At 69.6% G+C, this 12389-nt stretch carries 10 protein-coding genes and 2 tRNA genes; 9 read left to right on the top strand and 3 right to left on the bottom strand.

The genetic code is table 11. The features are described from left to right. The first annotated feature begins 231 nt into the window (after positions 1-231). The 3 genes from QBL25_RS16005 to QBL25_RS15995 are packed head-to-tail and all read left to right on the top strand — an operon-like array spanning position 232 to position 4060. Positions 232-1056: an ABC transporter ATP-binding protein gene (locus tag QBL25_RS16005; protein ID WP_409057705.1), complete on the top strand. Its 825-nt coding sequence runs from the start codon at positions 232-234 to the stop codon at positions 1054-1056. A 47-nt stretch (positions 1057-1103) separates the two neighbouring features. Then, the gene (locus QBL25_RS16000; RefSeq protein WP_409057704.1) at positions 1104-3560 is read left to right on the top strand and encodes an ABC transporter permease; all 2457 of its coding nucleotides are present in this window, start codon (positions 1104-1106) and stop codon (positions 3558-3560) included. A gap of 38 nt (positions 3561-3598) precedes the next feature. Then, on the top strand, positions 3599-4060 hold the full coding sequence (locus tag QBL25_RS15995; RefSeq protein WP_409057703.1) for an HD domain-containing protein: 462 nt from the start codon (positions 3599-3601) through the stop codon (positions 4058-4060). Positions 4061-4076: 16 nt separating this feature from the next. Here QBL25_RS15995 and QBL25_RS15990 read toward each other — a convergent pair whose 3' ends face one another. Then, on the bottom strand, positions 4077-5339 hold the full coding sequence (locus tag QBL25_RS15990; RefSeq protein WP_409057702.1) for an acyltransferase family protein: 1263 nt from the start codon (positions 5337-5339) through the stop codon (positions 4077-4079). A gap of 629 nt (positions 5340-5968) precedes the next feature. Here QBL25_RS15990 and QBL25_RS15985 point away from each other — a divergent pair. Then, entirely contained in the window at positions 5969-6163 is a 195-nt protein-coding gene (locus QBL25_RS15985; protein ID WP_160505028.1) for a hypothetical protein, read from the top strand. Positions 6164-6312: 149 nt separating this feature from the next. On the opposite strand, the gene QBL25_RS15980 is transcribed toward QBL25_RS15985, so the two are convergent. After that, positions 6313-6383, bottom strand: a tRNA-Gly gene (locus QBL25_RS15980). Between the two features lie 158 nt (positions 6384-6541). On the opposite strand from QBL25_RS15980, the gene QBL25_RS15975 reads away from it, so the two are divergent. From QBL25_RS15975 to clpX, 5 genes are all read left to right on the top strand, one after another. Beyond that, positions 6542-6618 (top strand) — tRNA-Pro (locus QBL25_RS15975). Between the two features lie 138 nt (positions 6619-6756). Then, positions 6757-8154 (top strand): trigger factor, encoded by a 1398-nt coding sequence (gene tig / locus QBL25_RS15970; protein WP_409057701.1) that lies wholly within the window; start codon positions 6757-6759, stop codon positions 8152-8154. 302 nt (positions 8155-8456) lie between these two features. Beyond that, the gene (locus QBL25_RS15965; protein ID WP_190080566.1) at positions 8457-9062 is read left to right on the top strand and encodes an ATP-dependent Clp protease proteolytic subunit; all 606 of its coding nucleotides are present in this window, start codon (positions 8457-8459) and stop codon (positions 9060-9062) included. 62 nt (positions 9063-9124) lie between these two features. Further along, on the top strand, positions 9125-9805 hold the full coding sequence (locus QBL25_RS15960; protein WP_409057700.1) for an ATP-dependent Clp protease proteolytic subunit: 681 nt from the start codon (positions 9125-9127) through the stop codon (positions 9803-9805). Positions 9806-9961: 156 nt separating this feature from the next. Further along, a complete protein-coding gene (gene clpX / locus QBL25_RS15955; protein WP_409057699.1) occupies positions 9962-11248 on the top strand; it encodes an ATP-dependent Clp protease ATP-binding subunit ClpX in 1287 nt (428 codons plus the stop codon). 121 nt (positions 11249-11369) lie between these two features. Here clpX and QBL25_RS15950 read toward each other — a convergent pair whose 3' ends face one another. Next, a complete protein-coding gene (locus QBL25_RS15950; protein WP_409057698.1) occupies positions 11370-12377 on the bottom strand; it encodes a hypothetical protein in 1008 nt (335 codons plus the stop codon). Between the last annotated feature and the right edge of the window lie 12 nt (positions 12378-12389).

Raw genomic sequence — 12389 nt, 5'->3', positions numbered from 1 at the left:
GGCCCGTTCCTCCTGGTGGTCGGCGACGCACCCACCGCACACGGATGGCAAAGGGAGCGTCAAGAACGCGTCAATAGTTAGCTTACCAAACGACCTGGGAAGCGCCGATCGGCGTACGCGACCACCAGCTGCGGGGGATATCCCCACCCCCGATTCGCCGGAGGACCTCATGGTTCACGCACCCCCTGATCCGTACGTTCGAGACATCACCTACGGAAGGCGGAGAGAGCCATGGGGCTGCGGCGCAAGAAGCAAGCAGGCGGAGAACCGGTGTCTTCGGCGGAGACCGGTGCGCCCCGCGGCGCCGACTGGGCCGTCGAGATGCGCGGAGTCCGCCGCAGGTACGGCAGGGGAGCCGGCGCAGTCCACGCCCTCAGCGGCATCGACCTCGCCCTGGAGCGCGGCAGCTTCACCGCCGTCATGGGCCCCTCGGGCTCCGGCAAGTCGACCTTCCTCCAGTGCGCGGCCGGGCTCGACCGGCCCACCGAGGGCACGGTCCGCCTCGGCGGCACGGAGATCACGTCCATGGGCGAGAACAAACTGACCGAGCTGCGGCGCACCCGCCTCGGCTTCGTCTTCCAGGCCTTCAACCTGCTGCCCTCGCTGACCGTCGAGCAGAACGTCGTCCTGCCGATGCGCCTCGCAGGCCACCGCCCCGACCGCCGCAGGGCCGCCGAGCTGCTCCGCCGCGTCGGCCTCGGCGCCGACAAGAACAAGCGCCGCCCCGGCGAGCTCTCCGGCGGCCAGCAGCAGCGCGTCGCCATCGCCCGCGCCCTGGTCACCGACCCGGACGTGATCTTCGCGGACGAGCCGACCGGCGCCCTGGACACCACCACGGCCGCCGAGATCCTCACCCTGCTCCGCACGGCCGTCGACACCATGGGCGCCACGGTCGTCATGGTCACCCACGACCCGGCCGCCGCGGCCTACGCGGACCGGGTGCTCTTCCTCGCCGACGGCGTGCTCGTGGACCGCCTGACGAGGGCGTCGGCGGCACAGATCGCCGCCCGCATGACGACCCTCACGGACCCGGCGTACGCCACAGCGGCGGCCTAGCCCCCGCCCCGGTCCCGCCCCGCCCTTCACCACTCCGGAGAACCCCCATGCCCAACGGCCTCGCCCGCGCCGCGATCCGCTTCAAACCCGCGGCCTTCGTGGGCACGTTCGTCGCCCTGATGATGGCCGCGCTGATCGTGTCCGCCTGCGGCATCCTCCTGGAGACGGGCCTGCGGGCATCGGTGCCGCCGGACCGGTACGCGGGCGCCCCCGTGGTGGCCGCCGCCGACCAGCGGGCCCACTTCGTCGCGGGCAGCGGAGACAGCCGCTCCGAGTCGAACACCCCGCTGCCGGACCGGGCCAGGATCGACGCGGCCCTGGTGGCTGAGGCGGGTGCGGTGCCCGGAGCCCGCGCCGCCGTCCCGGACGTCACCTTCCCGGTGCGCTCGGGCGCCACGAGCGTCACCGCGCACGGCTGGGGCTCCACGGCCTTCACCGGCGAGAAGCTGACCGCGGGCCGCGCCCCGCACCCGGGCGAAGTCGTCCTCGCCGCACCCGGCGCGTCCGTCGGCGAGCGCACCACCCTCACCACGGCGGACGGCCCGCGCGAGGTCCGGATCTCCGGCACCGTACGCGGCCACCAGGGCGCGCCGACCGCCTGGTTCACCGACTCCGAGGCCCTGCGCCTCTCCGGCCACCCGGGCCGCGTCGACGCCATCGCCGTCCTGCCCGAGAAGGGCGTCACGGCCGCCGCCCTGAAGGCCCGGGTGGCGCACGCCGTCGGCGGCAAGGTCCAGGTCCACACCGGCGACGACCGCAGCGCGGCCGAAGGCTCCGAACTCGCCTACGCCCAGGAGATGCTCACCGCCCTCGGCGGCTCCTTCGGCGGCATCGCCGCCCTGGTCGCCATGTTCACCGCCGCGGGCACCGTCGCCCTCTCCGTCGGCCAGCGCGCCCGGGAGTACGCCCTGCTGCGGGCCATCGGCACCAAGCCCCGGCAGATCCGCCGCACCATCGCCACCGAGTCCCTGCTGGTGGCGCCCCTCGCGGGAGCCGTCGGCGTGCTGCCCGGCATCGCGCTGGCGAGCTGGTGGTTCGGCCAGCTCAAGGACAAGGGCGCGGTCCCCGAGGCCCTGGACCTCTCCGTCTCGTTCGTCCCGCTCGTCTCCGCCGTCGGCGTCGCCGTGGTCACCGCACTGGCCTCCGGCTATCTGGCGGCCCGCCGCCCCTCCCGGATCAGGCCGGGCCAGGCGTTGAGCGAATCCTCCGTGGAACGCCTGCGCTTCGGCTGGATCCGTACGCCGCTGGGGATCGCGGCGGCCGTCGGCGGCTGCGTGCTCGCCGGGATCGCCTCCTCACTGACCGGTGACGACGCGGCCAACGTGGCGCTCGGCATCGTCATGCTGTTCATGCTCGCCGTGGCCCTGCTCGGCCCGCTGGTCGCCCGCGGCTGCGCGGCCCTGTTCGGGCTCCCGCTGCGCGGAGCGGGAGCCTCCGCTTCGCTCGCGGCGGCCAACTCCCGTACGAACGCACGCCGTCTGGCCTCCGCGATCACCCCGATCGTGCTCGCGATGGCGTTCTCCTCCACCCTCGTCTTCATGCACACCAGCGAGGACCGGGTGGCGGCCGACCAGCAGCGCGAGGGCATCACCGCGGACCACATCGTCGCCGCGTCGGGAGCGGGCGCGACCGCCGACGGGGTGACGCGGGCCGGGCGCTCCCCGGGCGTCACCTCGGCCGTGGGCCTGCTCAAGACCTCCGTCCTGGTGCCGGTGGGCTCCGGCGGCGACCGCTGGCTGGAGTCGGCGTCCACGCAGGGCGTCACCGGCTCACCCCGCGACCTGGCGAAGGTCCAGGACCTGGGTGTCAGGACGGGCACCCTGGCCTCGCTCGGCAGGGGCGAGATCGCCGTCGACGCGAAGCTCGCGGACTCCGCGCACGTGACGACGGGCGAGCGCCTCGCCCTGCGCATGCCCGACGGCACCAAGGCGGCCCCGAAGGTGGTCGCCACCTACGACCGGGGCCTCGGCCTCTCCCAGGTCACGCTCCCCGCGGCGGACCTGAAACAGCACGTGACCTCGTCCTTCTCCTCGGAGATCTGGACGAAGGGCGAGGCACCGGAGTCCCTCACCGCCCTCGGCACCCTCCTGGACCGCGACGGCTACACCACCGCGCAGTCCACGGACCGCGAGGTCAACGCCTGGGCGAACACCGTGATGGCGGCCGTCCTCGGCGGCTTCGCGGCGATCGCCGCGGTCAACACCCTGGTGATGACGGTCCTGGACCGCCGCCGCGAACTCGGCACGCTGCGCCTGATCGGCTCCACCCGGCGCCAGGTCATGGTGATGGTGCGATGGGAGGCGCTCCTGGTCGCCGGCGCGGGCATCGTGATCGGCTCGGCCATCGCGCTGGCGACCCTGGTCCCGATGATGAACGGCCTGACGGGCCAGTCCCCGTACATCCCCCCGCTCGTCTACGGGTCCTTCGTGGCCGCGACGCTGGCACTCGGTCTGGCGGCCACGGCCCTGCCGGCCAGGGCGGCGCTGAAGGGGAGCAACCCGTAAGGCTGAACCGAAGGCCGCCGGCCCGTAAGAATGACCGCATGAACCCCAGCCGCACCCTGTCCCTGCCCGAGGTGGAGGCCATCGCCCGCCGGGCCCACGCTGCCCAGACGGACAAGGCGGGCCGCCCCTACACCGAGCACCTGGAGGCCGTGGCGGACGGAGTCCGGTCCCGGGGCGGCTCACCGGAACAGATCGCCGCGGCCTGGCTTCACGACGCGGTCGAGGACGACGCCCTCAGCGAGGAGTGGCTGGCGGCGGCGCCCCTGACCCCGTACACGAAGGCCGTCGTCCGTGCGCTGACGAAGCACCCGGGCGAGACCCCGGAGGCGTACGCGCGGCGGATCCTCGACACTCCCGGCGCGCGCCTGGTCAAAGAGGCGGATCTGGCCCACAACGCGGATGCGGCCCGCCTGGCAGAGCTGGACGGGCCGACCCGCACTCGCCTCACGGCCAAGTACGCCTACATGCGCGCCCTGTTGGGCATCGCGTCACCGGGCTGAAGCCCGGCCGGTACCGCTACGAAGAGGCCTTGGCCCGCTCCCGGGCCAGTGCCGCGGCGTCCCGCTTGAACGCCCACTCCATCTTCGGCTCCATGGCGAAGCGGAACATCCGCTGCACCGGAGGCGTACAGAGGAGCGTCACCACCGCCGCGGCCACCAGCGACACGATCACCTGGCCGACCGGGGTGTGCATCCACTCGTAGTTCTCGAACCAGCCCCAGAAGCGCGAGCCCTTGGCGAGGAAGCCGTGCAGCAGGTAGCCGTACAGCGTGCCCGCGCCGAGCACCGTGAACCACATCTTCCGGCGCGGAACCCACGCGAAGAAGCACGCGGTCAGGATGGCGGAGCAGCCGAACAGCGCCAGCGTCATCACGACACCGGCCCACCACGGCGCACCCAACTCCTGTGCGCTGTCACGGCGGTAGAACCAGGCCGACGTCATCCGGGGAGCGGCCCAGTACGCCAGGAGCAGCGCGCTCGCGAAGACCGGGACGGAGAGGAGCCGCACCTCGCGGCGCCGCACCAGCTGGAAGTGCTCGGGCTTCATGAAGAGGCCGAGCACGAAGAACGGCAGGAACTGGAGCACGCGCTGAAGGTCGAGGTCGTCGCCGATGTCGGGGGAGACCGAGGCGAGCACCGCGACACCGAGCGCCAGCGGAATCGGCCAGCGGACCAGCTTCCACAGCGGGGTCGTCAGCCGCCAGACGAAGAGCGCGACCAGGAACCAGGTGAGGTACCAGGGGTCGAGCAGACTGATCGGCTGCGTCGGATCGTCGTCCGCGTAGCGCTTGAAGAGGGTGTACGCGACTTCGAAGATGACGTACGGAACGGCGACACCCGTCACGAGACGCTTGAGGCGGTCGGACCGCATGTCGAAGCTGCGCGAGAAGTAGCCGGAGATGAGGATGAACGCCGGCATGTGGAACGTGTAGACGGTCATGTACAGCGCTTCCGCGCTGCGGCTGCCGTCGGTCAGCGGCTCCCAGGCGTGCGCCATCGCGACCAGGACGATCGCCAGGTACTTGGCGTTGTCGAAGAACGCGTCGCGCTGCTTGGCGGGTTGACCCGTGGACGCGGGTCTGCCCGTGGGAGCGGAGTGGCCCGTGGAGCCGGGGTGGCCCGTCGAGCCGGGTCGAGCGGTGGTGCCGGCCGTGGAGCGGGAAACGGTCGCGGCCATGGTGGACTGGGGGGCGCGGGGGCCTGGTACTCCGTCCGCGGGCACATGTGCCGGGGGGAGCGGCGCCCGGTGGCGGCCGTGCGGTTGAACCGAGTTCGTCACAGGCCCTCCCACCAAGAGCTCGGTGAGACGATCCTGGACCGCACTGCGCCTGCGGGGATGGTGGCAGCGTGGAACATCTGAGGCACCCTAGCGTCGCGTGTGTGTATTCGTAAAACCCCCAACTCACCTGTCGGCTCCATCACAGACGGACCAGGGGTATTGGGGTCCGGATACCCAGAAATCATCGGTCTGGACAGGGAGATTTTCTTCTTGTCGGCGCCGATACACCCGGCCAGGTGCCCGGTACGTCACAACTCATCCCGCTTAAACGCCGCATAACGCCCGCAGGCGACTCTGGTGAAATGTCCGATTGATTGAGCCTTTGTGAAGCCGGTGGTGTGGGTCCGGCAACAATTCGAATTTCTGGCGAACGAGTTGTGTGGTGATGGAAACGATCAAGCCGAATTAGTGGCCGTGCGCGGGCTTCGAATTGCCGTGCGGAGGCCCGGTGTTCCCGTGCGCCAAGGGCGGCCCCGCGTGCCGGGCCGGTGCCGGCCGGGTGGGGCCCTGGCCGACGATGTGTCACCGGCCGCATACGGAAGGCGCGTTGGTGGCACGATGGTCCTGGCGGGGGTGTGCGGGGTCGTACCCCCCGGGCCGGGGAGAGACCGACCTAGGGTGTGATCAGTGTGGCCATTTCGCTGTCAGTGGTGTTGCTGTTGGCGATCATCCTCATCGTGCTGATCCGCGGAGGATCGATCAAAGCGGGGCCCGCGATCGTCGCGGTGCTCTTCGGGTTCTTCCTCGCCTCAACCGGAATGGCCCCCTCCATAAACCGCTTCCTCAACGAGGTGGCCGAGACCATCAACTCGATCAGCTTCTGAGGGGCCCGCGCGGCCCCTCTCCGCGTACGGCGTACGTCATACGCGGTACGCGCGCCACCCCGGTCGAGCTCCTGCCGACCGGGGCAGGGGTGCCGGACGCGAAAAAAGCCTCAGGCCCGGTTCCTGGGAACCGGGCCTGAGGCCGTCAGAGCGGGTGACGGGAATCGAACCCGCGTAGCTAGTTTGGAAGACTAGGGCTCTACCATTGAGCTACACCCGCAGCGCTCGCACCGCGGAACGTCAGGGACGCTGCTGGTCAGCGACCGCGGCACGGCAAGCATCGTAGCGGGTCGCACGCCCTCCCCGCACACCCCGTACGGACTCGCGCCGTGGCGGGGCCGCACCGCCCGGGTGCATGTACCCTACGTGTCGCACCGACGGGGTGTGGCGCAGCTTGGTAGCGCGTCCGCTTTGGGAGCGGAAGGCCGTGGGTTCAAATCCCGCCACCCCGACCAGCAGGACCTCTTCCAAGATCTCCTCCGCAAGATCGCATTGTGGGTCGGCTCCCGCTTGCCGTTACTATGCAAGCTGTGTGCCCGTGTGTCTCTGAGCCGGGCTCAATCCCAAGAAGTCAGCCCCAAGGAGACCGAACCGTGAAGAGCGCCGTGGAGACCCTGAACCCGACCCGGGTTCGGCTCACTGTTGAGGTGCCCTTCGAGGAGCTCAAGGACAGCCTCGACGCGGCCTACAAGAAGATCAACCAGCAGGTCACGGTGAAGGGCTTCCGCAAGGGCAAGATCCCTGCCCGAGTCATCGACCAGCGGTTCGGCCGCGGCGCCGTCCTCGAAGAGGCCGTCAACGACGCGCTCCCGAAGTTCTACACCGAGGCCGTGAACGAGGCCGAGCTCAACGTCCTGGGCCAGCCCGAGGTGGACATCACCGAGCTGAAGGACAACGAGACCCTCAACTTCACCGCTGAGGTCGACATCCGTCCCGCGATCGAGATCCCGGACTACTCCGGCATCGAGGTCGAGGTCGACGCGGTCGAGGTCAGCGACGAGGACGTCGAGAAGGCCGTCGAGGAGCTCCGTGAGCGCTTCGCGTCCACCTCGCCGGTCGAGCGTGCCGCCGAGGACGGCGACGTCGTGACGATCGACCTGGAGGCCAAGGTCGACGGCGAGGTCCTGGAGGACGGCGTCGCGTCCGGCGTCTCCTACACGATCGGCTCCGGCGAGCTCCTCGAGGGCATCGACGACGCCGTCAAGGGCCTGGAGGCCGGTGGCGAGGCCACCTTCACCTCCGAGCTCAAGGGCGGCTCGGCCGCGGGCAAGGAGTCCGAGGTGACCGTCAAGGTCACCCAGGTCGCCGCCCGTGAACTGCCCGCGCTCGACGACGACTTCGCGCAGCTCGCGTCGGAGTTCGACACCCTCGACGAGGTCAAGGCGGACAGCCGCAAGCGCCTCGAGAACATGAAGCAGTACGACCAGGCGACGCAGGCCCAGGAGCGCGTCCTGGAGAAGCTGCTCGAGCTGGTCGAGGTCCCCGTCCCCGAGAAGCTCCTCGCGGACGAGATCGAGACCCGCAAGCACAACCTGGTGAACCACCAGCTCGGCCAGATGGGCCTCGACCTCGCGAAGTACCTGGAGATCCAGGGCAAGACCGAGGAAGAGTTCGACGCCGAGACCAAGGAGCAGGCCGAGAAGGGCATCAAGACGCAGTTCGTCCTCGACGAGCTCGTCAACAAGGAGAAGCTGAACGTGAACCAGGAGGAGCTCACCGAGCACCTCATGCGTCGCGCGCAGTCCTCCGGCATGAGCCCGGACCAGTTCGCCCAGGCCGTCGTCGAAGGCGGCCAGGTCCCGATGCTGGTCGGCGAGGTCGCCCGCGGCAAGGCCCTCGCGGTCGTCGTGGAGGCCGCGACGGTCAAGGACACGAACGGCGAGGTCGTGGACCTCGACGACGAGGACGAGACCGCCGAGACGGTCGAGGCCTCCTCCGAGGACGCGGTCGCCGAGCCGGCCGAGGCCGAGGAGAAGAAGACCGAGGCCTGAGCCTCGCTCTGACACACGCACGACGAGGCCCCCAGGAGTCATCCTGGGGGCCTCGTCGCACCCCTGACGGGGCACCCCGGCAGCTGACGAGGCGCCCCCGCCAGAACCTGCGCTCACAGCGAACAGTCGCCTTTGCGGGATTCCCCGGACGGGGCTGAGCGTTAGGGTCCATGAATACGAGGGCAGGGGAGTCCCCGAAGCCGCCCCGGAGCGGCGAGCACGCGGGGTCCCAAGCCTCAGAAGAAGACGTGAGACGGCCCGGCGCCGTCGTAAGACGAGCAGGTGGATACGTGACGAATCTGATGCCCTCCGCCGCCGGCGACCCCTCCATCGGTGGTGGCCTCGGCGACCAGGTCTACAACCGGCTGCTCGGCGAGCGGATCATCTTCCTCGGCCAGGCCGTGGACGACGACATCGCCAACAAGATCACGGCGCAGCTGCTGCTCCTTGCCGCTGAGCCGGACAAGGACATTTTCCTTTACATCAACAGCCCTGGTGGATCCATCACGGCCGGCATGGCGATCTACGACACCATGCAGTACATCCAGAACGACGTGGTGACGATCGCGATGGGCATGGCGGCCTCGATGGGCCAGTTCCTGCTCAGCGCCGGCACCCCCGGCAAGCGCTTCGCGCTGCCGAACGCCGAGATCCTGATCCACCAGCCTTCCGCCGGTCTCGCGGGCTCCGCGTCGGACATCAAGATCCACGCCGAGCGTCTCCTTCTCACGAAGAAGAAGATGGCCGAGCTCACCGCGTTCCACACGGGCCAGACCGTCGAGCAGGTCACCCGCGACTCGGACCGCGACCGCTGGTTCGACCCGCAGGAGGCCAAGGAGTACGGCCTCATCGACGACATCATGCCCAACGCGGCCAGCATGCCGGGCGGCGGCGGCACCGGAGCCTGAGCCTCAACCCCTCAGCCCTTCCGAAGCCGACCCAGCCCACGCTCCTCAGGAGACCTACAGAGATGAAGAACTTCCCCGGCAGCGGCCGCTACGAGCCCGCCCAGGCCGAGTACACCGGCCCGAGCGCCGAATCCCGCTACGTGATCCCGCGCTTCGTCGAGCGCACTTCGCAGGGCGTGCGCGAGTACGACCCGTACGCGAAGCTCTTCGAGGAGCGCGTGATCTTCCTCGGCGTGCAGATCGACGACGCGTCGGCCAACGACGTCATGGCGCAGCTCCTGTGTCTGGAGTCGATGGACCCCGACCGTGACATCTCGATCTACATCAACAGCCCCGGTGGCTCCTTCACGGCGCTCACGGCCATCTACGACACGATGCAGTTCGTGAAGCCCGACGTGCAGACGGTCTGCATGGGCCAGGCCGCGTCCGCCGCCGCCGTGCTCCTCGCGGCCGGTACGCCGGGCAAGCGCATGGCGCTCCCGAACGCCCGCGTCCTGATCCACCAGCCCTACAGCGAGACGGGCCGCGGTCAGGTCTCCGACCTGGAGATCGCCGCCAACGAGATCCTCCGGATGCGTTCGCAGCTGGAGGACATGCTGGCCAAGCACTCCACGACGCCGATCGAGAAGATCCGCGACGACATCGAGCGCGACAAGATCCTCACGGCCGAGGACGCGCTGTCGTACGGCCTGGTCGACCAGATCATCTCCACCCGGAAGATGAACAACTCGTCGGTCGTCTGACGCAGACCTGTAGCATCTGCCGTTCCTTGGCACGGTTCACGTCAAAGTGAACCGTGCCAAGGGGGGCCCGAACGGGGGGCCAGGCAAGGTACCGTCGGATATGAGGCACCAGGAGTCGCTGAACGTGGCGTCTCCCAGGCGAAGGGGAAGCACCTCGTGGCACGCATCGGTGACGGCGGCGATCTGCTCAAGTGCTCGTTCTGCGGGAAGAGTCAGAAGCAGGTCAAGAAGCTCATCGCAGGTCCCGGTGTGTACATCTGCGATGAGTGCATCGACCTCTGCAACGAGATCATCGAGGAAGAGCTCGCGGAGACGAGCGAGGTGCGCTGGGAGGAACTCCCCAAGCCTCGCGAGATCTACGAATTCCTCGAGGGCTACGTCGTGGGCCAGGAGCCCGCGAAGAAGGCCCTCTCGGTGGCGGTCTACAACCACTACAAGCGGGTGCAGGCCGGGGAGACCGGCGGCGCACAGGGCCGTGACGACGCGATCGAACTCGCCAAGTCCAACATCCTGCTGCTCGGCCCGACCGGTTCCGGCAAGACGCTGCTCGCGCAGACGCTCGCGCGCATGCTGAACGTCCCGTTCGCCATCGCGGACGCGACGGCGCTCACGGAGGCGGGCTATGTCGGCGAGGACGTCGAGAACATCCTCCTGAAGCTCATCCAGGCCGCTGACTACGACGTCAAGAAGGCCGAGACGGGCATCATCTACATCGACGAGATCGACAAGGTCGCCCGCAAGAGCGAGAACCCTTCGATCACCCGCGATGTCTCGGGAGAAGGCGTCCAGCAGGCCCTGCTGAAGATCCTGGAAGGCACGACGGCTTCCGTTCCGCCGCAGGGCGGCCGCAAGCACCCGCACCAGGAGTTCATCCAGATCGACACGACGAACGTGCTCTTCATCGTGGGCGGCGCCTTCGCCGGCCTCGAGAAGATCATCGAGTCGCGGGCGGGCGCCAAGGGCATCGGCTTCGGCGCCACGATCCACTCCAAGCGCGAACTCCAGGAGAAGGACCGGTTCGAGGACATCATGCCGGAGGACCTGGTGAAGTTCGGGATGATCCCGGAGTTCATCGGCCGCCTCCCCGTGATCACCTCGGTCCACAACCTGGACCGCGAGGCCCTGCTCCAGATCCTGGTGGAGCCGCGCAACGCACTCGTGAAGCAGTACCAGCGCCTGTTCGAACTCGACGGCGTGGAGCTGGACTTCGAGCGCGAGGCCCTGGAGGCCATCGCCGACCAGGCGATCCTGCGCCAGACCGGCGCGCGCGGCCTGCGCGCCATCATGGAGGAAGTCCTCCAGTCGGTGATGTACGAGGTCCCGTCCCGCAAGGACGTGGCCCGCGTGGTCATCACGGCGGACGTCGTCCACTCGAACGTGAACCCGACCCTGGTGCCGCGCGAGGTGCGGGGCCCGGGCCCGGGCGAGCAGAAGTCGGCGTAGCCGCGACAGCCATGTGAAAGGGGCGCCCCACGAGTGATCGTGGGGCGCCCCTTTCACGTGATTCCTGCCCGTGGGCCGCCTGCGCCCGTACCGCCGGGCCGCCTGCGCCCGTACCGCCTCGTCAGCGCTTGACGCGGACTTCCTTGCGGAACTTGGCCGTCTTCTCGGCGGCCTCGTCCAGGTCGGGGGCCTGGCCGGTCATCGCGTTCGCCACGTCCGTGGTGATCACGATGCCGAGCGTGCTCTTGTCGCCCCATATGCAGGAGGCCATCGACATCTTGCTCGGGCCCTGGGAGCTGCCGGCCGTGGACGAGCCCAGGTCGAGCTTCATCTCCTGGCACTTCAGGACCGCCCCGTCGAGCCCGGCGGGGCTGTACGACTTGGGGCTGCCGACCAGCGTCACCGTCTGGCCGCCGGTGCCGCCGCTCTCCTCGGAGTTCTTCTTCGTCTCGTCGAACATCGCGTCGACGACCCGCTCGGGCTCCGCGATCTCGCCGAAGACGCCGTTGAACTGGAGGATCTTCTGCGCCAGCGGGTTGTCCTCGCTCCCCGACTGGTACTGGCCCTGGACGTCCTCGGCGTTCTTGACGCCGTGCTTCTCGGCCTCCCTGATGTCGGAGGAGGTCATGCCGCTCCCGCTGCCCGACTCCTTGGACAGCTTGTACTCGGTCAGGACCGTCGCCGGGGTGATCAGCTTGTGGGGACCGTCGTCCTTGATCCCGGCCGCGTCACCGCCGCCGCCCGCCGCCTCGGAGGAGCCGCCGCCCTTGCCCTTGTCGTCGTCACCGCCCGCGAGGACGAAGTAGCCGCCCACGGCCACCGCCACGACCGCGACCACGGCGGCGACGATGATGCCGGTCTTCTTGCCGCCGCCCTGCGGAGGCGGCGGCGGGACCTGCCCGTAGGGAGCCTGCGGCTGCTGCCCGTAGGGGCCGGGCTGCGGCGGCTGGCCGTACGGACCCGGCTGCTGCTGCGGCGCGCCCTGCGGTGCCTGCGGCGGGTAGCCGTAGCCGGGCTGGGGTGCCTGCGGCGGCTGGCCGTAGGGGCCGGGCTGGCCCTGCGGCTGGCCGTACGGGCCGGGCTGCTGGGGCTGCTGACCGCCGTACGGGCCGGGCTGGTGGTAGCTCATGCGTGGGTTCCC

It is taken from the genome of Streptomyces sp. SYP-A7185 (genome assembly GCF_046103685.1).
Taxonomy (GTDB): Bacteria; Actinomycetota; Actinomycetes; order Streptomycetales; family Streptomycetaceae; genus Streptomyces.
This window is presented reverse-complemented; position numbering and strand designations above follow the sequence as displayed.

Bases quoted from the DNA above. Each gene is read 5' to 3' on its own strand.
- QBL25_RS16000 (WP_409057704.1), top strand. From the start codon at position 1,104: ATGCCCAACGGCCTCGCCCGCGCCGCGATCCGCTTCAAACCCGCGGCC.
- QBL25_RS15950 (WP_409057698.1), bottom strand. From the start codon at position 12,377: ATGAGCTACCACCAGCCCGGCCCGTACGGCGGTCAGCAGCCCCAGCAG.
- QBL25_RS16005 (WP_409057705.1), top strand. From the start codon at position 232: ATGGGGCTGCGGCGCAAGAAGCAAGCAGGCGGAGAACCGGTGTCTTCG.
- QBL25_RS15965 (WP_190080566.1), top strand. From the start codon at position 8,457: ATGCCCTCCGCCGCCGGCGACCCCTCCATCGGTGGTGGCCTCGGCGAC.
- QBL25_RS15960 (WP_409057700.1), top strand. From the start codon at position 9,125: ATGAAGAACTTCCCCGGCAGCGGCCGCTACGAGCCCGCCCAGGCCGAG.
- QBL25_RS15995 (WP_409057703.1), top strand. From the start codon at position 3,599: ATGAACCCCAGCCGCACCCTGTCCCTGCCCGAGGTGGAGGCCATCGCC.